The 23,338-nt window shown below is 71.5% G+C and carries 19 protein-coding genes and 1 pseudogene; 9 read left to right on the top strand and 11 right to left on the bottom strand.

What is annotated here, in order from left to right:
- Nucleotides 1–15: 15 nt before the first annotated feature.
- The 3 genes from M4J07_RS27415 (at nucleotide 16) to M4J07_RS27425 (ending at nucleotide 2,873) form a co-directional block, all read left to right on the top strand.
- On the top strand, nucleotides 16–1,611 hold the full coding sequence (locus M4J07_RS27415) for an alpha-amylase family glycosyl hydrolase (protein WP_255975852.1): 1,596 nt from the start codon (nucleotides 16–18) through the stop codon (nucleotides 1,609–1,611).
- Nucleotides 1,612–1,697: 86 nt separating this feature from the next.
- Nucleotides 1,698–2,147, top strand: a complete 450-nt coding sequence (locus tag M4J07_RS27420) for a flavodoxin domain-containing protein (RefSeq protein ID WP_255975805.1) — start codon at nucleotides 1,698–1,700, stop codon at nucleotides 2,145–2,147.
- 87 nt (nucleotides 2,148–2,234) lie between these two features.
- Entirely contained in the window at nucleotides 2,235–2,873 is a 639-nt protein-coding gene (locus M4J07_RS27425; protein ID WP_255975807.1) for a TetR/AcrR family transcriptional regulator, read from the top strand.
- Between the two features lie 14 nt (nucleotides 2,874–2,887).
- Here the strand turns inward: M4J07_RS27425 and M4J07_RS27430 are convergent, their stop codons facing one another.
- The 7 genes from M4J07_RS27430 to M4J07_RS27460 all read right to left on the bottom strand — a co-directional run bounded on the left by M4J07_RS27430 (nucleotide 2,888) and on the right by M4J07_RS27460 (nucleotide 11,254).
- On the bottom strand, nucleotides 2,888–3,898 hold the full coding sequence (locus tag M4J07_RS27430) for a LacI family DNA-binding transcriptional regulator (protein WP_255975809.1): 1,011 nt from the start codon (nucleotides 3,896–3,898) through the stop codon (nucleotides 2,888–2,890).
- A gap of 89 nt (nucleotides 3,899–3,987) precedes the next feature.
- Entirely contained in the window at nucleotides 3,988–5,592 is a 1,605-nt protein-coding gene (locus M4J07_RS27435; RefSeq protein WP_255975811.1) for a glycoside hydrolase family 13 protein, read from the bottom strand.
- Between the two features lie 113 nt (nucleotides 5,593–5,705).
- The gene (locus M4J07_RS27440; RefSeq protein WP_255975812.1) at nucleotides 5,706–6,686 is read right to left on the bottom strand and encodes a carbohydrate ABC transporter permease; all 981 of its coding nucleotides are present in this window, start codon (nucleotides 6,684–6,686) and stop codon (nucleotides 5,706–5,708) included.
- 4 nt (nucleotides 6,687–6,690) lie between these two features.
- Nucleotides 6,691–7,623: a carbohydrate ABC transporter permease gene (locus M4J07_RS27445; RefSeq protein ID WP_374215089.1), complete on the bottom strand. Its 933-nt coding sequence runs from the start codon at nucleotides 7,621–7,623 to the stop codon at nucleotides 6,691–6,693.
- 86 nt (nucleotides 7,624–7,709) lie between these two features.
- Nucleotides 7,710–9,044, bottom strand: a complete 1,335-nt coding sequence (locus M4J07_RS27450) for an ABC transporter substrate-binding protein (protein ID WP_255975814.1) — start codon at nucleotides 9,042–9,044, stop codon at nucleotides 7,710–7,712.
- Nucleotides 9,045–9,371: 327 nt separating this feature from the next.
- Nucleotides 9,372–11,012 carry a helix-turn-helix domain-containing protein gene (locus tag M4J07_RS27455; protein ID WP_255975815.1) on the bottom strand — a complete coding sequence of 547 codons (1,641 nt, stop codon included), beginning with the start codon at nucleotides 11,010–11,012 and terminating at the stop codon, nucleotides 9,372–9,374.
- Nucleotides 11,009–11,254 carry a hypothetical protein gene (locus tag M4J07_RS27460; protein ID WP_255975817.1) on the bottom strand — a complete coding sequence of 82 codons (246 nt, stop codon included), beginning with the start codon at nucleotides 11,252–11,254 and terminating at the stop codon, nucleotides 11,009–11,011. The genes M4J07_RS27455 and M4J07_RS27460 overlap by 4 nt, the downstream gene beginning before the upstream one ends.
- 167 nt (nucleotides 11,255–11,421) lie before the next feature.
- Between M4J07_RS27460 and M4J07_RS27465 the strand changes: the two genes are divergently transcribed.
- The 5 genes from M4J07_RS27465 to M4J07_RS27485 all read left to right on the top strand — a co-directional run bounded on the left by M4J07_RS27465 (nucleotide 11,422) and on the right by M4J07_RS27485 (nucleotide 16,493).
- A complete protein-coding gene (locus M4J07_RS27465) occupies nucleotides 11,422–12,366 on the top strand; it encodes a metalloregulator ArsR/SmtB family transcription factor (protein WP_255975818.1) in 945 nt (314 codons plus the stop codon).
- The gene (locus M4J07_RS27470) at nucleotides 12,363–12,977 is read left to right on the top strand and encodes a dihydrofolate reductase family protein (protein WP_255975820.1); all 615 of its coding nucleotides are present in this window, start codon (nucleotides 12,363–12,365) and stop codon (nucleotides 12,975–12,977) included. The genes M4J07_RS27465 and M4J07_RS27470 overlap by 4 nt, the downstream gene beginning before the upstream one ends.
- Nucleotides 12,978–13,057: 80 nt before the next feature.
- A complete protein-coding gene (locus M4J07_RS27475) occupies nucleotides 13,058–14,032 on the top strand; it encodes an asparaginase (RefSeq protein WP_255975822.1) in 975 nt (324 codons plus the stop codon).
- A gap of 215 nt (nucleotides 14,033–14,247) precedes the next feature.
- On the top strand, nucleotides 14,248–15,975 hold the full coding sequence (locus M4J07_RS27480) for a PHP domain-containing protein (RefSeq protein ID WP_255975823.1): 1,728 nt from the start codon (nucleotides 14,248–14,250) through the stop codon (nucleotides 15,973–15,975).
- On the top strand, nucleotides 15,972–16,493 hold the full coding sequence (locus tag M4J07_RS27485) for a hypothetical protein (RefSeq protein ID WP_255975825.1): 522 nt from the start codon (nucleotides 15,972–15,974) through the stop codon (nucleotides 16,491–16,493). Before M4J07_RS27480 ends, M4J07_RS27485 begins: the two co-directional genes overlap by 4 nt.
- A gap of 265 nt (nucleotides 16,494–16,758) precedes the next feature.
- Here M4J07_RS27485 and M4J07_RS27490 read toward each other — a convergent pair.
- The 3 genes and pseudogenes from M4J07_RS27490 to M4J07_RS27500 all read right to left on the bottom strand — a co-directional run.
- Nucleotides 16,759–17,655: pseudogene (locus tag M4J07_RS27490) on the bottom strand (MFS transporter); the annotation flags it as partial.
- Nucleotides 17,656–17,932: 277 nt separating this feature from the next.
- A complete protein-coding gene (locus tag M4J07_RS27495; protein ID WP_255975827.1) occupies nucleotides 17,933–20,920 on the bottom strand; it encodes a CARDB domain-containing protein in 2,988 nt (995 codons plus the stop codon).
- A 245-nt stretch (nucleotides 20,921–21,165) separates the two neighbouring features.
- A complete protein-coding gene (locus M4J07_RS27500; protein WP_255975829.1) occupies nucleotides 21,166–22,128 on the bottom strand; it encodes a zinc-binding dehydrogenase in 963 nt (320 codons plus the stop codon).
- A 108-nt stretch (nucleotides 22,129–22,236) separates the two neighbouring features.
- Here M4J07_RS27500 and M4J07_RS27505 point away from each other — a divergent pair, with 108 nt between their 5' ends.
- On the top strand, nucleotides 22,237–22,872 hold the full coding sequence (locus tag M4J07_RS27505; protein ID WP_255975831.1) for a TetR/AcrR family transcriptional regulator: 636 nt from the start codon (nucleotides 22,237–22,239) through the stop codon (nucleotides 22,870–22,872).
- Here the strand turns inward: M4J07_RS27505 and M4J07_RS27510 are convergent.
- Entirely contained in the window at nucleotides 22,859–23,329 is a 471-nt protein-coding gene (locus tag M4J07_RS27510; protein ID WP_255975833.1) for a hypothetical protein, read from the bottom strand. The genes M4J07_RS27505 and M4J07_RS27510 overlap by 14 nt on opposite strands.
- Between the last annotated feature and the right edge of the window lie 9 nt (nucleotides 23,330–23,338).

Consider the following 23,338-nt stretch of genomic DNA (forward strand, 5'->3'; position numbering starts at 1 on the left):
GCGAAGGGCCGTCCCGTGTCACCAACCGCACGCCCCGCCACCGAGTGGCTCGCCGATGCCGTCCTCTACCAGATCTATCCGCAGAGCTTCGCCGACTCCGACGGCGACGGCATCGGCGACTTCGCCGGCATCGAGTCGCGGCTCGACCACCTCGCCTGGCTCGGGGTGAACACCGTCTGGCTCAATCCGTGCTTCGCCTCGCCGTTCCGCGACGCGGGCTACGACGTGAGCGACTACTTCTCCGTCGCCCCGCGCTACGGCACCGACGCCGACCTGGTCCGGCTGGTCGAGGCGGCCCGGAGCCGCGGCATCCGGGTGCTGCTCGACCTCGTGGCCGGACACACGTCGGACGAGCACCCGTGGTTCACGGCGTCCGCCGCCGACCCCGCCGACCAGCGGTACATCTGGGCGGATCCACGGGACCCGGCGACGCTGCCCGCCGGCTTCGTCGCCTCGCCGGGACCCCGCCCCGGCTTCTACCTGCCGAACTTCTTCGCCTCGCAGCCCGCCCTCAACTTCGGTTACGCGCGCCCGGATCCGGCCGAGCCGTGGCGGCTGCCCGTCGACGCCGAGGGGCCGCTCGCCAACCGGCAGGCGCTGCGCGAGGTGATGGACCACTGGCTGTCGATCGGCCTGTCGGGATTCCGCGTCGACATGGCGGCGTCGCTCGTCAAGGACGACCCGGGCCAACAGGAGACGGTGAAGCTCTGGCGCGAGCTGCGGGGCTGGCTCGACGCGCGGCATCCGCAGGCCGCCCTGCTCTCCGAGTGGGGCGATCCGGCGACGTCGGTGCCGGCGGGGTTCCACGGTGACTTCTTCCTGCAGTTCGGTCCCGTACGGGACGGGATCGCCCTGCGCTCGCTGTGGAACAACTTCGAGGGCACGGTCAACGAGCAGTGGCAGCCGCTGTCGCCGTACTTCGGCGCCGAAGGACTCGGCTCCCCGCAGACGTTCCTCGACATCTGGCGGTCCGTCACCGACACCATCGGGGACACGGGGTACGCCTGCCTGCCCACCGCCAACCACGACTTCTCCCGGCTGGCCTGCGGCCCGCGCACGGCGGAGCAGCTGCCCGCGGCCTTCGCCTTCCACCTGACCTGGCCGACGGTGCCCGCGATCTACTACGGCGACGAGATCGGCATGCGGTACGTGCCGGGCCTGCCGGACCACGAGGGCAGCCGGCTCGGCCCGCGCTACAACCGGGCGGGCTCGCGCACTCCGATGCAGTGGGACGACACGGCGAACGCCGGCTTCTCCACGGCGCCCGCGGAGGGGCTGTACCTGCCGCTCGATCCGGACCCGGCCCGGCCGAACGTCGCCGCCCAGCGGGCCGACGACGGCTCCCTGCTGCACCTGGTCCGCCGTCTGATCGAACTGCGCACGTCCCGGCCGGAGTTGGGCTCGCGGGCCGCCACGGAAGTGCTGCACGACGGCTATCCCCTGGTGTACGTACGCGGCGGGAACCACCTCGTCGTCGTCAACCCGCGCCGTGCCGCGGCCGAACTGGACGCCCCGGTCGACCACGCCGCTCCGGTCCTGGCGCGGGGCGTCGAGGTCGGTGACGGCCGCATCCGGGCGGACGGTCTCGGTTACGGGATCTTCGAGATCTGACCCGAGGCCGGTCCCGGTGCGGGGGATGTCACGTACGGCGTGGCTGTGCAGTCCCGTGGGCACAGGCCAGTGAAAGGACCAGCGCAATGAACGCCCTCATCGTGTGCACCTCCGTGTCCCACGGCAACACCCGTCGGGTCGCCGGCGCCATGGCCCAGGTCCTGGACGCGAAGGTCGTCCCGCCCGAGGAGGCCGACCCGGCGGAGGTGGCCGCCGCCGGCCTCGTCGGATTCGGCTCCGGCGTGTTCTACGGCAGGCTCCACCCGCGTCTGACCGCGTTCGTCCGGGCCCTTCCCGACGGACGGGGCCGGGCTTTCGTGTTCGCGACCAGCGGGCTGCCTGAGCTGCCGCTGATGCCGTTCGCCCGGCCGTCGGCCCAGCTCCTCGCGGGCAAGGGGTACGAGGTGACAGAGTCGCCCTTCTCGTGCCGGGGCTTCGACACGTGGGGGCCCTTCAAGGTCGTCGGCGGTCTCCACAAGGGGCGCCCGGGCGATGCGGACCTGGCCGCCGCACGGGCGTTCGCCGAGCGGCTGTAGGGGCGTGGCGGCCGTTCGGCGGGGGCGTCCTGCCGGCTGCGTGCGGTAAGTTCTACGCCGTAGGTTTGCCGGCCGGAGGGGACTGACGTGGCGCGACGGGCACGGGGCACCTCGGCGGGGCTCGACCGGCACCGCATCGCGACCGCGGCCGTCGCGCTCGTCGACCGCGACGGTCTGGAGCGCTTCGGCGTACGCAGGCTCGCCGACGAACTCGGGGTCGACCCGATGTCGATCTATCACCACGTGAAGGGCAAGGCGGCCCTGCTCGACGCCGCCTCCGAGGCCGTGCTCCACGAGGTGGAGATCGGTGCCGCGGAGGCGTCGGACGACTGGGCGGAGATCGCCCGCCGCACGGCGCACGGCTACCGGGCCGTGGCCTGCCGCCATCCTCGGGTCTTCCCCCTGGTGGTCGTACGCGCCCGGACCTCACCGGTGACCGTCGCCGCCGTGGAGCGGCTGGTGACGGCGATGCGCGCGGCGGGGCTGCCCGACCGGGTGGTGGCGGACACGCCCGGGGTGCTGTTCGGGTTCCTGAACGGACACCTGCTGGCCCGTACCGGCGAAGGGCCCGAAGTCCCCGCTCCGGTAGGGGAGTTCGATGCCGCCGCCCACCCGACGACGGCCGCACTCGCTCCCCTGCTGAGTGACGTCGGGTCGGTGGCGGAGTTCGACCGGCTGCTCGACACGGTGCTCGCCGGGATCAGGGTGAGTGCCGCCTCCGGCTGAACCCTGGTCCCGGGTCAGCCGGGAGCGGGCGGGGCGGTCGAGCCGCGCACCAGGAGTTCGGGCTCGAAGAGCAGCTCGCCGGGGTGGCTCTGGGCGCCCTGGATCTGCGCACACAGGAGGTCGACCGCCGCCCGGCCCATCGCCTCGATGGGCTGGCGCACCGTCGACAGCGGTGGCTCGGTGCAGGTCATGAAGGACGAGTCGTCGAACCCGACGACCGACAGATCGCGCGGCACCGAGAGCCCTCGCCTGCGGGCGGCCCGGATGGCACCGAGGGCGATGGGGTCGCTGGCGCAGACGATGCCGGTGACGCCGCGCTCCAGCAGGCGCGCGGCCGCGGCCTGTCCGCCCTCCAGCGAGAAGATCGACCGCTCGACGAACGCGTCGGACAGCGGTGCGCCCGAGGCCTGCGCCACCAGCCGCGCGGCCGCGAGCTTGCGGCGCGACGGCTCGTGGTCCGCGGGGCCGAGCACCAGGCCGATCCGCTCGTGCCCGAGGGAGGCGAGATGGCGCCAGGCCTGCTCGGCGGCGACCGAGTCGTCGCAGGCGACGCAGGGGAAGTCGAGGCCCTTGACGGGCGCGTTGATGAACACGACCGGGATCTTGCGCTCGGCGAGGCGGTGGTAGTGCGCGTGCGGCGCGTCGGCCTGCGCGAAGAGGCCGCCCGCGAAGACGACGCCGGAGACCTGCTGCTGGAGCAGGAGGTCCACGTAGTCGGCCTCCGCGGCGCCGCCCTTCGTCTGCGTGCAGAGCACCGGGGTGAGCCCCCGCTGGGCGAGGGCTCCCCCGATCACGTCGGCGAACGCGGGGAAGATCGGGTTCTGCAGCTCCGGGATCACGAGGCCGACGAGGCGCGAGCGCTCGCCCCGCAGCTGAGTCGGCCGCTCGTACCCCAGGACGTCCAGCGCGGTCAGGACGGACTGCCGTGTCGTCTCGGAGACTCCGGCCCTCCCGTTGAGGACCCGGCTGACCGTCGCTTCGCTGACCCCGACCTTCTTCGCAACTTGAGCAAGTCGTCGCGTCATGATTGCAAGCCTAACGCAATTTCTGTTCTGTCTTTGCGGTCAAATCTTGCAATCTTGACCGGCCTGCCCGGTGGTGCGCCTGCGTGCCGTCAGGCCCTCAGCCACACCGCCGTATCGCTCGGCAGCCGCCCGTCCGCGTCCAACGGCCCGCTGGAGAGCAGCAGTTGTCCGTGGGCGGGCAGCTCGGCCGGGCGGTCGGCGAGGTTCACCACGCAGATGAGGCCGTGCGGGCGGGTGAAGGCCAGAACCCCGTCCGCGGCCGGGAGCCAGCTCATCGGGCCGTCCCCGAAACCCGCCACGGACCGGCGCAGGCGCAGCGCGGTGCGGTAGAGGGAGAGCATGGAGTCGGGGCGGGCGCTCTGCCGGTCGACGGCGTACCGCGCCCAGTCGTCGGGCTGCGGGAGCCACGGTTCGCCGGCCGGACCGAAGCCGTACGCGGGCGCGTCGGCGGTCCACGGCAGGGGCACCCGGCAGCCGTCGCGGCCCGGATCGATGCCGCCGGAGCGGAAGTGCATCGGGTCCTGGATGCGGGTCAGCGGTATCTCCGCCTCGGGCAGGCCCAGTTCCTCGCCCTGGTACAGGTAGACGGAGCCGGGCAGGGCCAGGGTGAGCAGGGCCGCGGCGCGGGCCCGCCGGGTACCGAGGGCCGGATCGGTGGGCGTGCCGAAGGCCTTCGTGGCGAAGTCGAAGGCGGTGTCGGCGCGGCCGTACCGGGTGACGGTGCGGGTCACGTCGTGGTTGCACAGGACCCAGGTGGCCGGGGCGCCCACGGGTGCGTGCTCGGCGAGGGTGTCGTCGATGGTGCGGCGCAGCCGGCCGGCGTCCCAGGGACAGGCGAGGAAGTTGAAGTTGAACGCGGTGTGCAGTTCATCGGGGCGGAGGTAGCGGGCGAAGCGTTCGGCGTCCGGCAGCCAGACCTCGCCGACGAACACGCCGCCGTACTCGTCGGCGAGCGCCCGCCAGGAGCGGTAGATGTCGTGGAGTTCGTCCTGGTCGATGTACGGGTGCGGGTCGACACCCTCGACGAAGTCGGGCAGTTGCGGGTGCTTGGCGGGCAGCGCGGCGGAGTCGATGCGGACGCCGGCGACGCCGCGTTCGAACCAGAAGCGGAGCACGTCCTCGTGCTCGCGCCGGACGGCGGGGTGGGCCCAGTTGAGGTCGGGCTGTTCGGGGGTGAACAGGTGGAGGTACCACTCGCCGTCGGGCACCCGGGTCCAGGTCGTTCCGGCGAACTGCGACGGCCAGTCGTTCGGCGGCAGTTCGCCGTGCTCGCCGCGGCCGGGCCTGAAGTGGAACAGCTCCCGCTCGGGGCTGCCGGGGCCGGCCGCCAACGCCGCCTGGAACCAGGCGTGCTGGTCGGAGACGTGGTTCGGCACGATGTCGATGATGACCCTGATGCCCAGGTCGGCCGCCTCGGAGATCAGCTTCTCGGCCTCCTCCAGAGTGCCGAAGGCGGGGTCGATGGTCCGGTAGTCGGCCACGTCGTAGCCGCCGTCGACCAGCGGGGAGAGGTACCAGGGGGTGAACCACACGGCGTCGACGCCGAGTTCGGCGAGGTACGGCAGCCGGGTGCGGACGCCCGCCAGGTCCCCGGTGCCGTCTCCGTCGCCGTCCGCGAAGCTCCGGGGATACACCTGGTAGATGGCGGCGTCGCGCCACCAGTCTGCGGTGCGGGACGAGGGAACAGCTGCCACGTGACGGTCCTTTCGGGCAGGTGGGAACTCCGCCACCGGTCGGGCGGGGGCATGGACAGGTGGACCGGCGGCGGAGTGCTCTGGGTGTGGGCGGGTCGGCGGGCCGGGCGTGTTCAGCCCTTGAGGCTGCCGGCGGTGAGGCCCGCCATGATGCTGCGCTGGAAGAAGAAGAACACGATGATCATCGGGACGCTCGCGATGACGAGACCGGCCATGATCTGGTTCTGCGTCACCGCGCCCGCGGTCTGGGACAGTCCGACGCTGATGGTCATCTTCTCGCTGTCGGGAAGGACCAGCAGAGGCCAGACGAAGTCCTTGAAGACCAGGACGACGGTGAAGATGGAGACGACGCCGAGGATGGGCCGGGAGATCGGCAGGACGATCGAGACGAGGACGCGCCACGGGGGCACGCCGTCGATCTCGGCGGCCTCCAGGATCTCGTCCGGAATGGAGTCGAAGAACCGCTTCAGCAGGAAGATGTTGAAGCCGTTGGCGGCCACCGGGAACCAGATCGCCCAGGGCGAGTTGAGCAGGTGCCAGCCGAGGATCGGCACGTCGGTGACCGTGATGTACGCCGGGATCATCACGACGATCGGCGGGATCATCAGCGTGGCCAGCATGCCCGCCATGATCACGTTCCCGAGCATCGGCCGCAGTTTGGACAGCGCGTAGGCGGCGGAGACGTCCACGGCGAGCGCGAACAGCCAGGCACCGACGGCGTAGAAGACGGTGTTCCTGAGCAGCGTCCCGATGTCGAAGAGTTCCCAGGCGTCCGCGAACACGCCGAAGTCCGGGGACTTCGGGAACAGGGTGGGCGGCATCTGGGCGATCTCCTCGCCCGTCTTCATGGCGCCGGTGACCATCCAGTAGAGCGGGAAGACGAAGACCAGGGTGAACACGATCACGATGGCGGTGAGCAGTGTCCAGTAGATCTTCCGGCCCCAGCGGGACCTGAGTTCGAGCGGCGAGACGATGGTCCTGGAGTGGCCGTCCGCCCAGCCGCCGCGCCGCTTCTTCCGGTCGCCGCGCCGGGCCGGCCGCGCGGCAGCCCCGGTCTTCGTCGCCTCTTCGGGGCGGGTGGTGGTGTTCACCATGGCGCTACTTCTCCTCTCGGGTCAGCCGGAGCTGAACCGCGGCGACCGCCAGCAGGACGACCATGAGCATCAGGCCGAGCGCGCTGCCCGCCCCGTAGTTGCCGCCGTAGACGAAGGCGTACTGGTACATGAGGTAGGCGACGGTGACCGTCGCGTTCTCCGGGCCGCCGCCCGTGAGCATGTACGGCTCGATGAACACCTGCATCGTGGCGACGATCTGGAGCATCAACATCAGCAGCAGGATCAGCCGGGTCTGCGGGATGGTGACGTGCCGGATCCGCTTGAGGATGCCCGCGCCGTCGAGTTCCGCGGCCTCGTACAGATCGCCGGGAATGTTCTGCAGCGCCGCCAGATAGATGAGGACCCCGGATCCCAGGTTCATCCACGTGGCGACGATGACGAGGGAGATGAGCGCGGTGTCGGTGGAGTCGAGCCAGGCCAGGGTCGGCAGGCCGACGAAGTCGAGGACCTGGTTGAACAGTCCGGGGCCCGGGTCGTAGAACCAGCGGAAGAGCAGGACCGAGACGATCGGCGGCAGCATCACCGGCAGGTAGACGACGAAGCGGAGGTAGCCCCGCGCGTGCCGCAGCTCGTTGAGGACGATCGCGACGGCGAACGGCACCACGTAGCCGCAGAGCAGCGCCAGCAGAGTGAAGGCCAGGGTGTTGCGCCAGGCCTGTCCGAACGCCGGATCGTCCACCACCGTACGGAAGTTGTCCAGGCCCACCCAGGTCGGCGGGTCGACGAGGTTGGTCTGCTGGAAGCTGAGGACGACTTCCCTGATGATCGGCCACCACGCGAACATGGCGAAGCAGAACAGCGCGGCGCACAGGAATCCGTAGGCGGTCAGGTTCCGCCGCACCGCCCTGCGCCGCTTCGACGGTGGCCGACGGCGCGGCGCGAGCTGCCGCTTCGGCTCCATGGTGAGTGTTTCCATCGTCATCTCCCGTTCCCGACTCCGGCCCCCGAGGGGGCCGACGCGGGGTGCCGCCCCCTCCGAACGGCACCCCGGGACAGTTGCCGTCAGCTCTTCGCCAGAATCGAGTTCGCCTTGGACTCGGCGTCCGAGAGCAGCTTGTCGATGTCGGCGTTCTCCCGCGTCAGGACCGCGGACATGGCCACGTCGAGCACCGCGTAGAGCTCCTGGGCCTTCTCCGGTTCGAGCTTGAGGGCGACGCCCGTGGCGGACTCCACGTAGGGCTCGTAGTTCTCGACCGGGAGCGCTGCGTTCTTCTTGCGGTCTTCTGCGAGGGTCTTGCCGGTCGCCGAGTCACCCATGTAGTCGTTGTTCGGGACGCCGACGGCCTCGCCGTTGGCCTTGCCGCGGGCGAAGTCGAAGCGGCCCTTGCCCGGGGTGTTGAACTCGAAGTCGATCCACTGCATGGCCGCCTTGGTCTGGGCGGCGCTCGCCTTCGGGTTGATCATGTACGCCTCGCCGCCGGTGAGCGACGCCTTGCCGTCGGGTATGCCGGTGATGCCGTAGTCCGCGGCCTTGCCCTGGAACTTCTGGACGACGTCGGTGACGACGTCCGGGGCGCCGAGCATCATGCCCGTCTTGCCGGCCGCCATCTGCTGCATCAGCGTCTCCCAGCCGATGAGGACCTTGCTGCCCGTGCTCTTGTCCTCCCAGCGCATGTCGTGGAGGTTCTGCAGCACGGCCTTGCCCTCGGGGCTGTTGAAGGCGGCCTTGCCGTCGACGACCATCTCGCCGCCGCGGCTGAACACCGACTGCGCGAAGTGCCAGCCACCGACGTTGCCGCCGCCGTACTCGCCGTAGCCGACGTAGCCGGCACCGAGGCCCGCGATCTTCTTCGCCGCGGCGCGCACCTCGTCCCAGGTCTTCGGCGGGGCGTCGGGGTCGAGCCCGGCCTTGGTGAACAGGGCGCGGTTGTAGACGAGTCCGACGCTGTAGCTGACGTTGGGGACGCCGTACACCTTGCCGTCCTTGGTGACCATGTCCCGGACGTCCTGCTTGATGTCGCCGAAGTTCTTCACCAGACCGGTCTGACCGGTGATGTCCTTGGCCTGCCTCTTGGCGATGACGTCGGCGTAGTTGGTGACCGGCACCATGAAGACGGTCTCCATCTGGCCGCCGGCCAGCTTCGCCGCGAAGGTCTTCGGGTCGAAGCACGGCTGCTGGTCGGTGCTCTTCACCTTGACGCCCGGGTGCGCCTTCTCGAACGCGGCGACGTCGTCGTCCCAGGCCTTGCGCGTCTTCGGCGCGGTCTTCGCCGGCTGACACGCCACGGTGATGCTGACGTCGCCACCGGCATCGGAGCTCTTCGAGTCTCCGCCGCAGGCGGTGGCGGTGAGTGCGAGTCCTGTCGTCAGAAGGATCGCGAGGTTACGGGGCTTCATTACGGCTCCTCTAGGGGTGACGCCCAAGCACTGCCCTGGTGGTCCGTCACGATAAGAGGAGCGCACAGATGCACGCAAGATTCGAATCCAACTTTGCAAGATTACGACTGCGTCACGACGGGTCCGCGATGATGGGCGGACAACGGTCGGCTCGGGGCACACGGGCCCGGGTGAGGTGGGTGTGGCCGGTGCGGCTCTCGCGCGGGGCGCGGGCATGCCTGCGCCCCGCGTCCAACGTCGGCCGCGCGGCGGCGACTTCGGGGAACGAGGCCCTCCGGATCGCCGTGCGCCGCGAGAAGGGCCGCGGCGGACACCGCGGCGGGTGAGTCAGTCCTGCTGCTCCCCCGGGCCGGTCGGCTCGTCGACCGGGGTGCCCGCGGTGTACACGTCCTTGACCTTCACCTCGGTCACGGCACGCCCTTCGGGGAAGACGCGGCGCCAGTCACCGATGACGTGGAGCTCGTCGGTGCCCATGGCGCGCACGACGGTCAGGCCTTCCTCGTGGGCCTTGAGGGCCTTCATCCAGAGGTTGGCGAACGCCTGGGAGCGGATGAGGTGCATCCAGTCCGGGCGGTACAGCTCCCGGTTGTAGTTCGACTCCCCCATCGTGGAGACGAACTTGGAGTACATCGCCTTCACGTACTCCAGCGTGACCCCGTCGTCGGCGGCGATCGCGGCGTCGCGGGCCTCCTTGAGCTCGACGCGGAACTTCTCCAGGAGGTTCTCCGTCGCCCCGGACGTGAACGACTCGTGGATCTCGGGCGGTTCGCACAGCGCGTGCTTGGGCCCCGAGAGCCGCTGCAGGAGGCGGAGCGTGGGTTCGGTGACCCACAGCGGACCCGGTTCGTCGCGCTGCCCGATCGGGTTCGGCAGCACCGCGTCGTGCTCCCAGTGCGGCGGGGTGATGAGGTGGACGCCGGCCCGGCGCCGGTCGTGGTCGAAGCCGGTCGAGTGCTCCAACTGCCCGATCGGCAGATGGGTCTTGAGGGCACTCAGGTACGCGCCGTTGATGTCGAGCGCGGTCACCTCGTGCTCACCCGGCGGCAGCGCATCCCGGGTCCACTTGGGCCTGGCCTCCCAGACCTGGTCGGCGCCCCGCGCGCCCTGCTTCTTCAGGACGTCCGGCATCCACGGGTGCGCGACCACGTCGTAGCGGGCGCCCTTGCGGGTCTCGTCCAGCAGCGCCATCGCGTCCGGGATCGCCTTCTTGATCAGCGCGGCCGTCGCCTCGTCGACGTCTCCGCCGGACGCGGCGAGGGCGGCCGCCACGGAGCGGGCGATCAGGCCGCTCGACTCGGACGGCGGCTGGAAGGCGCGCCGCGTCGGCATCTTGGGCCGACCGGCACCGAAGTCCCGGATGGTCCGCGGAGCCGTCTTCGCCTCGGGCCGCGGGGCTGCCTTCGTCCCGGGCCGCAAGGCCGTCTTCTCCTCCTGTCGTGGGGCGGAGGGTGCGGCGGGTGCGGCGGTGGCGCAGTCGGCCGGGTCCAGATGCTGGGGGAATCCGGCGACCCGCTGCCCCGCGGGGTTTCCGCACAGGACGCAGGGCTCGGGCGTGGCCAACGCCTCGACGTCGTCGGCGTCGTCGGCGTCGTCGGCGTCGTCGGCGTCGTCGGCGTCGTCGGCCAGGTCCGCCGCGACGTCCGGCGCCGCGGGCTCCTGCGTCACCGGTTCCGGTTCACCGGCCTCGGGTTCCGCGGGTTCCGCTTGTACGGGTTCCGGGGCGGGCGGCGCGAGTTTCGCGGCCAGGCCGTCCAGCAGGTACGCGTACTTCGCACGGACCTCGCCGGTCGGCTCCCGGCTCGTCTCCCAGCCGCTCACCGTGGAGGGGCTCACCCCGAGCGCCCTCGCCACCTGGGCCTTCGACAGACCCGCCTGCTCGCGCAGGTCGCGGCGCGCCTGCGGGTCAGGAAGGTCGACGTCCAGCGTGACGGAGGCGAGCAGCGAGTCGATCGCGTCGAAGTCACTCATGCCCCGGTGTCCTTCCGCTTGGCCCGCCGACGGTCGGCCAGGGCCGGGGTGACGGTCTCCTTGACGCGCTGCTCGCCCCACCCGGTGATCTGCGCGGCCCGCCCGATCCGCCCGTGCACGGGCCGACCCGTGACCGGGTCCCGGGCCAGATAGGCACGCAACGCTTCGGCGACCCGGCCCTCGGCGGCCTTCAGCACGGCGACCGCATCGGCCAGTTCACGCTCGTCTTCCCCATCGGACACATGCGCAGTATGCCCGATTCCGCGATGCGGATCAAAGTACTGACCGTCTGCTTTTCGGCGACAGTCACGGGCGATGGTCACTGGCGGCCACAAGATCGTCAGGGTTCTCACGGAATCCCAGAGATATTCCTTGACACGAATATTCGTCATAACGAATACTCATGGACATGGACGCACTCCTCTCCGCATTGGCCGACCCGGTTCGCTGGCGGCTCGTGAGCCTGCTGGCCGACCAGCCCCGCTCGGTCGGTGTCCTCGCCCGGCTCGCCGAGGCGCGGCAGCCGCAGACGACCAAACACCTCCAGACGCTCGAGCGGGCCGGTGTCGTCACCTCGCAGCGGACGGGCCAGCGCCGGATCTACGCCTTGGAGTCCGCGCCCCTGCGCGAGTTGGCGACCGCACTCGGCCGGCTCGCGGAGGCGGCGGACCGGGACGGCGGACCGCGCGCGGCCTTCGACCGGTACGGTGCGGCGCTGCGAGCTGAGCGGCTGGCCGCGGCGGCGCCGGGGTGGGCGGACGGCCGCTCGTTCCGGTTCCGGCGGTCCCTCGCGGGCGACCCCGAGTCGGTGTGGCGCCACCTGACGGAAGCATCGCTGCTGGCGCGGTGGTGGACGCCGGACGATCTGCGGGTCTCCGAGCTCGTCTTCGAGGCCCGGCCGGGCGGGCGGATCGTCCAGGAGTACCGGGACGCCGAGGACGCCGGTGACGCCGACCTCGTGGCGGGGCGGGCGGAAGGGACGGTCGAGGAGGCGCTGCCCGGCGAGCGGCTCGCGTATCGGCTCTCCCCGCTGCTGCCCGACGGCGGCACGGCGTTCACCGCACACGTCGAGCTCGCGTTCCGGCCCTCCGGCCCCGGCACGGACCTCGATGTCCGCTACGAGGTCACCGACAGCACGGTCGACTCCGCGGACTTCATCGCGGGCATCGAGATCGGCTTCGGCCAGAGCCTCGACAAGCTCGTGGCGACCGTCGACGCGGCGCGACACCAGCCGGACCAGGCGCACGACGCGAGGGCCACCCACACGACGGACACAGACACCACAGACACCACGGACACGGGCACGACCGACACCACGACCGACACCACGACTGACACGAGGAGCATGAAATGACGCAGCAGTTCGCAGGCCGCAGGGTCGTCACCAACATGAGCCTGTCCCTCGACGGTCACTACGCCGCGCCGGACAACCCCGTCGACATGAGCTGGGTGATGCCGTACGCCACGACCGACGTCGCCCGCGACCACCTCACCGGGCTCTGGCAGTCGGCGACGACGGCGCTGCTGGGGCGGGTCAACGCCGAGGGGTTCCTCGGGTTCTGGCCCACCGTCATCGGGATGGAGGGAGCGGATCCCCGGGACGAGGGCTTCGCGAAGTGGCTCGTCGGCGCCGACAAGGTGGTCCTCTCCTCCACCCTCGACTCCACGCCCGGCAAGGCCCCCTGGGACCGCACGACCGTCGTCGACCGGCCTGCCGTCGATGTCGTCACCGATCTCAGGAAGACCGGGGGCGGCGACATCCTGGTGCTGTCCAGCGCGAGCGTCATCAAGGCCCTGCTGGCGGCCGACCAGGTCGACCGGCTGGCCCTCACAGTGTTCCCGGTCTTCCTCGGCGGCGGGCCGCGCCTCTTCGACGACGGGCTGCCCACGGGGCAGTGGGAGCTCGTCAGCCAGAGTGCGGGTGAGCACGGGACGCTGGCTCTCGTGTACGACCGGGTCCGCTGAGCAGCGCGGGCGCCACCGAACTCCCGGCACGACGCCAGGACTTCCACCGCCTCCCGGCGGAACCGACCGAAAGGACGAGCATGACCACCTACCCCGTGATCGCGGAGGTGTGGCGCGGTGACTTCCTGGAGTCCGTGCACCACGGCTCGGTGGTGGCGCTCGGCGCCGACGGCCGCCGCGTGCTCGCCGCGGGCCCCGTCGACGAGCCGATGTTCCCGCGCTCCGCCAACAAGCCGCTGCAGAGCGTCGGCATGCTGCGCGCCGGCCTCGACCTCGACGGTGAACTCCTCGCGCTCGCCAGTGCCAGCCACTCCGGGGAGGGCTTCCACCTGGACGGGGTGCGCCGGATCCTCGCGGGCGCGGGCCTCACCGAGGATGCCCTGCAGTGCACGGCGGGGCTGCCGATCGGCGCCGAGGCGCACCCCGCGCATCTCGCCGCGGGGCTCGGGCCGACCCGCATCACCATGAACTGCTCGGGCAAGCACGCCGCGATGCTGGCCACGTGCGTCGCGGCCGGCTGGCCCGTCCGGGACTACCTCGATCCCGCCCACCCGCTGCAGCTCGCCCTGCGGGACGGGTTGGAGGAGCTTGCCGGGGAGAAGTCGTCGGCGGTGGGCGTCGACGGGTGCGGGGCGCCGCTGTTCGCGCTCACCCTCGCCGGTCTCGCCCGGGCCTTCGCCACGCTCGCGACGGCCGCTGCGGGCAGCCACGAAGAGCGGGTGGTGTCCGCGATGAACGCCCACGCCGAGTACGTCGGCGGCACCGGCCGTGACGTCACCGCCTTCCTGAGAGCGCTGCCCGGGGCCGTCGCCAAGGACGGAGCGGAGGGCGTCTACGCACTGGGCCTGCCCGACGGTTCCGCCGTCGCCCTCAAGATCGCCGACGGTGGTGCGAGGCCCCGGGCCGTCGTCCTGACCGCGGCCCTGCGCCACCTCGGTGTCGACGTCGACACCGACCCGCTCCTGTCCGCGCTCACCGAGGCACCGGTCCTCGGGCACGGCCGACCGGTCGGGGCGATACGGCCGTCGGCGGCCCTCGACGGCAGACGCACCTGACGGCCCGCGCGCCCAGTCGCCGGTACGTTCGCCAGGACCGGCCGTTCGGAACCTGAACTGGTCGCCAGGACCGGTCGCCTGGACTCGGCGCCTGGACTGGTCGCACCGACTACGCCCGGCGCTCAGCAGGACGTCGTTCAAGATTCATCTTCCGCCTCGATTCTCCTCAGGCGGCCCACACATCCCACGTGGGGCCGACCATCACGAGGAGCCTCATGGGACACGGACACGGACACGGGCACCACCACGATCACGACCACTCCCCTCACCACGATCACGGCCACGACCACGGCGACCCGGCGGAGGCCCTCCCCGCCGCGTTCGACACCTCCGTACCCGACGAGGCCCTGAGCCCGGAACAGCAGTCGCGGCGCTCCCTGTTGCGCCGGGCGGGGCTGCTCGGGGCCGGTCTGGCCGCGAGCAGTGTGCTGGCCGGTGCGGCAACCGTGCCCGCGGCTGCCGACTCACGGTCCGGCGGGCGGCGCGGCAAGGGCTTCCTCTGGCTGGCTGGCGACCACCACATCCACACCCAGTACAGCAGCGACGGCAAATACCGGGTCGGCGACCAGGTGCGGCAGGGCGCGCGGCACGGCATGGACTGGCTGGTCATCACGGACCACGGCAGCGGCACGCACGCCAAGATCGGCGTGGAGAAGGTCAACCCGGACATCCGGGCGGCACGCTCCGCGCACCGGGACACGCTGGTGTTCCAGGGTCTGGAGTGGAACATCCCGGCCGCCGAGCACGGCACCGTGTTCGTGCATCCGGGCGCCAACGAGGTCGATGTGCTGCGGCAGTTCGAGGCGGGTTACGACGGGGCCGTCAAGGCGGCGACCGGTTCGACGCCGGCGAACGAGGCGCTCGCCGTCGCCGGGCTCACCTTCCTGTCCGAGCAGGTGCGGCGGCGCAAGGTCAAGGACGCGCTGATGCTCGCCAACCACCCGGCGCGCAAGGGCATCGACTCGCCGCACGAGATCCGTGCCTGGCGCGATGCCACGTCCGGCGACCGTCGCATCGCGGTCGGCTTCGAGGGCGCTCCCGGCCACCAGGCGGGCGGCCTGCCCAAGCCGCTCGGCCCGGGCGGCGCGCGGGGCATCTACAACAACAGCCCGGGCGGCGACTCGTTCGCCGGCTACCCGCTGGAGAGTTACCGCACGTGGGGCGGGTTCGACTGGATGACGGCGACGGTCGGAGGGCTCTGGGACAGCCTGCTCGCCGAGGGCAAGCCGTGGTGGATCACCGCCAACTCCGACTCGCACCAGGTCTACGGTGACACCGCGGCCCGCGGAGGCGGAGACTTCAACGCCAACGGCCGCTACGACGACCCGGTGTACGCCGGGCAGATCGACACCACGGAGAACGACTACTGGCCGGGCCAGTACAGCCGTACCCACGTGGGTGCCGAGGACTTCTCGTACGGCGCCGTGATGGACGGCATCCGCGCGGGCCGGGTCTGGGTGGACCACGGGCAGCTGATCAGCGGGCTGGACGTGCGGGTGTCCGGCGGCAGCCGGTGGGCCACGCTCGGCGGCGCGCTCCAGGTCAAGAGGGGCACGCGGGTCACGCTCTCCGTGGACGTGGCGCTCGCGGGCGGCCCCAACTGGGCGGGTTTCCAGCCCTCGTTGGCGCGGGTCGACGTCATTCAGGGCGACGTCACCGGTACGGCGAAGGACAAGGACACCTTCACCGCGCCGACCGCCAAGGTCGTGAAGTCGTACGAGGTGAACAGGTCGAGCGGCACCGCGACCCTCACCTACGACCTGGGCCGGGTCGACCGTCCCGTCTATCTGCGGCTGCGCGGCACCGACGGCAACCGGTCCGCCGTGGGGGCGATGGGGGCGGCCGTGGACCCGGCCGGTCCGGCCATCGACGTCGTCGGTGACGCGGACCCGTGGCGTGACCTGTGGTTCTACTCCAACCCGGTCTGGGTGCTGCCCTCGTGACCCCGCCGCCGTACGCCATCGGCATCGACACCGAGGTCACGCGGCTGCGCGACGCCGACCGTCTGCTCCTGGAGCTGATGGCCGAACTCGACCTGCCCGACAGCGTGTTCGGCTGCACGCACCTCGTCAGGGACGGTGGCAGGCCGCGGGTCGCGCTGTCCCTGGCCGCCGGGGAGCGGGCCGTCGTCGACGCCGCTCGCGCCGGGCTGGCCGGGCGGGGGCACGCGGTGACAGACGGGGCCTGGGACGCGGCCGGGCGTGCGGTGGTGTTCCCCGGGGTGGCCGCGCTGACCGGCACGCTCACGGTCGCCGAACTGGTGGGCCGTTCGGCGATCGCCGGGGTCAGGGTGCTCGGAACGGCCGCGGCGCCGGAGCCGGACACCGTGCTGGTCACCCGGGAGTTCGTTCGTCCGCAGTGGGAGGACGGCGCGCTGGTCCTCGCCGCCATGCCCGCGGTGGGCGGGACGCTGGTGCCGTTCGAGGACCCGGATCCCACGCCCTGCTGCGCCGATCACTGAGCGGTCCGCTGCCGGCCGCCGCGACGACGGTCATCCCGACCGCCGCCGCGGCGGCCACGGTGAACCCGCCGTGCGCGCCGGCCGAGTCCACTGCGCGTCCGGCGAGCGCGGCGGCGACGGCGGAGCCGGCGGCGCTGGCGGAGTTGAGCCAGGTGAAGGCCTGGGTGAGGACGGCGCGTGGCACGGCCGCCTCCGTGAGGAGGGAGGCGAGGACCAGCAGGACCGGCACGACGAGGCCGGTCAGGGCGAGGGACACGACGACCGGGCCGGCCGCGTCGAGCACCGTCAGCGGCAGGCATGCGACGGTCAGGGCCGCCGCGGCGACGAACCGCTGGCGGGCGGGCCGGGCCGCCCAGCGGCGGGACCCGTACGCCCAGCCTCCCAGCAGACTGGTGCAGTTCGACGCCGCGTACAGCAGGGTGGCCAGGTCCGGGGTGCCGCGGCCGACCGCGTACGCCGTGATGGAGATCTGCATGGCGCCGAAATAGACGCCCAGGGCGAGGGCGATCGCGACGAGCCGGGCGAACTCGGCGTGGAGCAGGGCGCGTCCGGCGCGGTGGCGTTCGGCGGCGCCGGCGACCGGGGGCGCGGTGCGCCGCTGGGCGGCGAGGGCGAGGCCGCCGACGATCACGAGCGTGGCGGCGACGAGCGTGGCCAGGCGGGGGCGTCCGGCGGCGCCGAGCGCGCTCGCCAGGGCCGGGCCCGCCAGGAAGGAGAGGCCGTTGGCGAGGGCCTCCAGGGCGAAGGCGCTGGGCAGTTCGGCGGCCCTGGTCCCGGACAGCTGCGCGGACCAGCGGGCCGCGCTCATGGCGCTGAGCTGAGGCAGGGTGGCTCCGACCAGGGTTCCGGCCAGCAGGTCGGGCACTGCTTGGGTGAGCAGCAGGGTGACGGCCCCGGCGTGGGCGAGCAGGAGGAGCGGCAGGGTCCGGGTCTGCCCGAACCGGTCGACGAGCCGGGCGAGTTGGGTGCCCGCGACGGCGTCGGCGACGGCGAAGCCGCCGGTGACGAGTCCGGCGGCGCCGTACGATCCGGTGCGGGCGTGCACCAGCCAGACGATGCCGACGCCGGTCATGGCGATGCCGACCCGGCCGACGGTGGCCGCGAGGAAGAAGGCGGTGGCGCCCGGAGTGCGCAGGATGGTGCGGTAGTTCGCCGACGGCACGGCGCGTCCCTTCGCCGCCCGGCGGGACGCGTCACAACGGGGCCGTCGGCGTCCGGATGGGCCGACCCGTGATCGCGCCTGGAGCCGTCCAGTGCGGCGTGCAGCGGGGACGCGCGCTCCACGCCGACTCCGTCACCGGGCAGAGTGATCGGTGCAGCAGAAGTCGATGGCGTACCCGGATGGGGTACGAACACGCCGATGGTAGGCGGTGGTTGGCGTGGACCGCCAGCACGCGGCTCCCCGGTTCCAGGTCAGGAAACGGGGAGCCGCGCACGTGTTACAGGCCCTGCCGGGTGCCCGGCACCGCGGCGTCCGGCCGCACCGCCGGACCGCCGTTGATCACGAACTGCGAGCCGGGTTCGACGAGGACGTCGCCGTCGCGCGAGTCGCTGATCTGCACGTTGGAGAGCGTGGCGCTGCCGCGCGCGCCGCCCATGGCGAGGATGCCGGAGCCGTTGTTCGACTTGGAGATCGTCACGTCACTGATCTTCACGTCGGGCATGGCCCCGCCGCCCGTCTTGAACTGGATGCCGTCGTACGTCGAGTCGTGGATGTCGGTGTCGCGGATGGTGACGCCCGGGATGTCCTGGCCCTGGGCGAACAGGGTGATGGCGCCGAACTCCTGGTCCTCGTTCCAGAACGCGCCGCCGGTGCGGTACAGGCCGTTGTTCGCGATGAGGGTCTGTCCGGAGAAGGGCAGCGGGTCGTGGTCGGTGGCGAGCATGATGCCCGGGTAGTTCATGGTGTCGGAGACGAGGTTGTTCTCGATCTTGTTGCCGTAACCGCCGTACACGGCGATGCCGTTGGCGCGCCAGGGCAGTTGCACGGTGTTGTTGCGGAAGGCGTTGTCGTGGCCGACGTCCACCGACGTGTCCTTGACGTACTTGTTGGCCCAGACGGCGAGCGCGTCGTCGCCGGTGTTGCGGAACGAGGAGTTGTAGACGGTCGAGTTGCGGGTGCCGTTGGAGAAGTTGATGCCGTCCGCGTAGGTGTCGCGCACGCGCATGCCGGTGAACTCCAGCCCGTCGCCGGGGTTCCACAGCTCGGGGATGTTGCTGTAGTCGCGGCCGACCCAGACGCCGACGTTGGCGTGCTCGATCCAGACGTTGCTGATCTTGGTGTTCTTGCCGAAGCGTCCGTTGAGGCCGACGCCGCCCTCCTGGTTGCCGTCGCCGCCGCGGATCGTGCCGGAGCCGAAGATGGCGATGTCGGAGATCTTGGTGTTGTCGTCGATGTCGAAGCCGAAGTTGCCCTCGTGCGGATGGTTGATGCCGCCCGCGTCCTGCGGCGGGGTGAGCGTGTAGAGCTGTGAGTGCCACATGCCGGCGCCGCGGATCGTGACGTCGCGGATGCCGACCTGGTTGTACTGGCCGCGGTTCTGCGGGTCGTCGGTGAGGATCTTCTGCTCCTGGCGCCACTGTCCGGCGGGGATCCACACGCAGGCGATGTCACCGTTCTGGTCGGCGGTCACGGCCTTCTGGATCGCGGTCGTGTCGTCGACGCCGTCGTTCGGGACCGCCCCGTACTCCGTGATGGAGGTGCAGTCGGCGGGCTTGCTCGCGGCCGGTGCCACCTGTTCCAGGTCGATCAGGTCGACGACGTAGTACGCGGCGTCGTCACCGGCGTCGCGCTGCAGGCGGAACGTGGTGCCCTGCGGGTAGGTCTGCGCGAGCAGGGCGTGCGACTCGTCGAAGAGACGGCGGGCGTCGCCGCCGGGGGTGTTGGTGAGGCCCTCGGGCTGGTCGGTGTTCCCGTACAGCCAGCTGTGCTTGGACGACAGGGTCAGCTTCTGCACGAACTTCCCGTCGGCGTACAGGCTCAGCGTCCGCTCCTGGCCGCCGCCACCGGGTGCGTCCGGGATGGAGTTGCGGACGACGATGGAGTTGGTCGCGCTGGTGGAGGTGAACTCCACGTACTGGCCGGTGGAGTTGAGGCGGACCGACTTGCGGCCCGAGGACTCGGTGGCGAAGTTGGTGTGCCCGAAGGTGCGCTCCGCGTCGCTCGTCAGGAGCGTGCCGTCGTACCGGGCGTCCTCGGCCTCGTACTCGACGTACGGCACGGCGGCGCCGCGCCCGACGACGATGGAGCGGGCGAACGTGTTGTTGTCCTCGTTCGTCTCGGTCACGACGCCGGTGGCGTCGGCGGTCGCGGTGAGGGTGGCGCCGCCGGAGGCGGCGGTCCAGGTGCCGGCGATGTCGACCGTGGCGGTGGCGCCCGCGGCGACGGCGGGCGTGGTGCCGTTCAGGGTGGCGCCGCCGACGGTCAGGCGGGTGACGGATCCGGCGCTCACCGCGCTCGTGCCGCGGTTGTGGACCTTCGCGGTGAAGGAGACGCTCGAACCGACCGCGGGGCTGGCCGGGTTGGAGGTGATCCCGGTGATCTCCAGGTCGGAGCCGGGGCTTTGACCGACCGTCAGCTTGGTGGTGGCGGTGCGGCTGTTGTTGGTGTCGTCCTGCTCGGCGATCGTGTCCGTCGGGTCGACGACGGCGGACACGGTGTAACTCCCCTGTGCCCGCTTGCCGATGGTCACCGGAACGGTCGCCGACTCCCCGGCGCCGAGTGCGCCGACCGGGGCGCTGCCCGCGACCGTGCCGTCCAGGCTGACGTTCACGGTCGTCGCGGCGGCCGCGACGGCGCCGGTGTTGCGGACGGTGGCGTCGGCCTTGATGGTGTCGCCCTCGGACGGCTGGGCGGGGGTCCAGGTGAGGTCGGTCAGGGTGAGGTCCGGTGCGGGGGCCGCGGCGCCCAGGACCTGGAACTCGGCTACCTGGCCACCGTATCCGGAGCTGTTGCTGTAGATCTTCAGCTGGACGTCGGCGGCGCGGCCGGTGACCGGGATCGTGACGGTGTTCTGGTTGCCCGCCGGGTTGAACGTGTAGTCGGCGCGGGCCTTCAGCGAGGTGAAGCCCTGCGCGGACCGTTCACGGCCGAGCACCTCGATGTTCTGGGTGCGGGTGGCCCAGGCGGCGTCGGGGTTGAGCTTGAGCACGACCGCGTCAAGGTCGGCGTCGGCGCCGAGCTTCACGGTGAGCGTCGACGGGCTGCCGCTCGACTCCCAGTAGGTGCTGGTGCTGTTGTCGTTGGCGTTCGGGGCGACGTAGTTCTGCGTCGACGAGGACGCCTCGATCGGTTTGTTCAGGGCGAGGTTCGACGCTTCGGCCGGTGCCGGGGCCGCTGTGGCGGTGGCGGGGAGGAATCCGGCGGTCATCAGGGCCGCGCCGAACGCGGCTATGAGCAGCCGTCGGCTGCGTTGCTTCCATCTCATGGCGTCCTCTAACTCCGTGGGGGCGGTGAGTACCGGAGGGCGTACGGGTGTGCGCTACAGAAATTGCGCGAATCTGTCGTCTTCTTGCTGACGAGGTTCTACAGATTTACCGTGCGCCACTTGGATGTCAACGCTCCGCACGCAATTGACTGGCGAGGCCGCATACGGGAACCGGCTGTCCACCCCGCGGCCGAGTCGGGGCGAACAGCCGGTTCATGGCAGGTCAGGGACGGTTGCGGGGACGGTTACGGGGTCAGGACGATCCGCCCGAACACCTCGCCCGCGTCCATCTTCCGGTGCGCCTGTGCGGCGTCCTCCAGCGGCAGCGCCTCGTGCACCACCGACACCAGCTCGCCCCGGACCGCGGCGGCGAACTGCTCGGCCTGCACGGCCTGTTGGTCGGCCGCGGGCACCGTGTCGGCGCTGAAGGTGGCGAACGACAGCGACCGCTGGAACGCGCCCATCATCGTCATGCCGAAGTCCGCGGGCGGCGGGCCGCCCAGCAGGCCGATGGTCACCATGCGGCCGTTGGGAGCGAGCCGGTCGAAGAACGACGGCAGGTAGGGTCCCGCGACGACGTCGACGATGACGTCGTAGTGCGACGGCGCGTCGGCGTCCCCCTTGCCGGAGCGGTCCAGGACGTGGGTCGCGCCGAGCGCCCGCAGCCGCTCGCCACGCTCGGCCGACGACGTCGTGACCGCCACGGTGGCGGCTCCGGCGCGGGCCGCGAGCTGGACCGTGTTGATACCGAGGCCGCCGGCCGCGCCCCGGACGAGCACGGACTCACCGGCGGCGAAGTGGGCGTGGGCCAGCGCGAAATGGGCCACGACCACGGAACTCCCGACGGTCACCGCGTCCGCGGCGGAGAGTTCCCGCGGGATCGGGCGGACCTGCGCGACGGACACGGCGGCCTGCTCGACGTAGCCGCCGCCCGTGCCTGTGAACGCCCACACCCGCCGTCCCACCCAGACCGGATCGACGTCCGGGCCGACCGCGGTCACGGTCCCCGCCACCTCGCTGCCGGGGACGTGGCCCTCGGTGAAGCCGTAGGACGCCAGAGCGCCGTTGCGGATCAGGACGTCGACGCCGCCCACGCCGATCGCCTCGTTGGCGATCAGTACCTGACCTGCGGCGGGGGCCGGGGCGGGGACGTCGACGACGGCCATGCCGTCGGGGCTGCCGAAGGACCGGATCTGGACTGCTTTCACTGTCGCCTCCTGGTGCGGGCGTTTCATAGCTGTTTGCGGCGGTTCGGGGGTGTGATGCGCCTCCGGACGTTAATGGACGCCCCCGTCCACTTCGGTAAAGTGAGAGAGGTGACCGAACGTTTGCCTCACAACCTGCGTTCCGACGCCCGCGACAACCGGGAGCGCATCCTCGACGCGGCCCGTGACCTGTTCGCCGCCGACGGGCTCGACGTGCCGATGCGGGAGATCGCCCGGCGCGCCGGGGTCGGCCCGGCCACCCTCTATCGCCGGTTCCCCACCAAACAGGCCCTGGTGACGGAGGCGTTCACCGACCAGATGCGGGCGTGCCGCACCATCGTCGACGAGGGGCTCGCCGACCCGGACCCGTGGCACGGCTTCCGTCTGGTGATCGAGAAGATCTGCGAGGTGCACGCCCTCGACCGGGGGTTCACCGACGCGTTCCTGTCGGCCTATCCGGACGCGGTCGACTGGGCGGCGGACCGCACCAGCACGCTGCGGGCGACCGCCGCCCTGGCCGAGCGCGCCAAGGCGACCGGACATCTGCGGCCGGACTTCGTGCTGGACGATCTGATCCTCATGGTCATGGCGCAGCGCGGCATCCACGCCCGCTCGGCGGCCACCCGGATCGCGGCGGCCCGGCGTTTCGCGGCCTATGTGATCCAGGCCTTCGAGGCCTCCCCCACGCACACGCCGCTGCCGCCCGCGGCGCGGGTGACGTTGGCGGCGCCGGTCACGTCCGGCTGACGGCCCGCGCCCGGCGTTCGTCGAGGAACCCGACCGCGAGCACCAGCAGCACGGCGGCAAGACCGAACCCGGCGGCAAGGCCGTTCAGCCACGCGTAGCCATCGCTGCCCGCGACCGTGCTGCCGTCGTCGAGGACGCAGTCGAATCCCAGCGGGAAGTAGGACGGTTCATGGCCGGCGAGGCGTTCGAGCACACCCGGAGCCAGGTCCCGGCAGGGTTCGGCGGGGGACGAGCCCGCGCCGGACTCCGCCTCGCTCGCGCTCCACTGGACCGCGCCGAGCCCGATCACATAGACGAGCACGGCGGCCGCCGCGGACATCGCCGCGCTCCAGCGCAGCAGGTCCCTGCCCCAGTCGGGGCGGCGGCCCGGCAGCGCGACCGAGATCAGCTTCACCGCGACCGCGATGGCCCAGAGCGGGGCCGCGAGGATCGCGGCGTACATCAGCAGGACGAACATGCTCGGCTA

It is taken from the genome of Streptomyces longispororuber, from assembly GCF_024448165.1.
In the GTDB taxonomy this organism is placed as follows: domain Bacteria; phylum Actinomycetota; class Actinomycetes; order Streptomycetales; family Streptomycetaceae; genus Streptomyces; species Streptomyces longispororuber_A.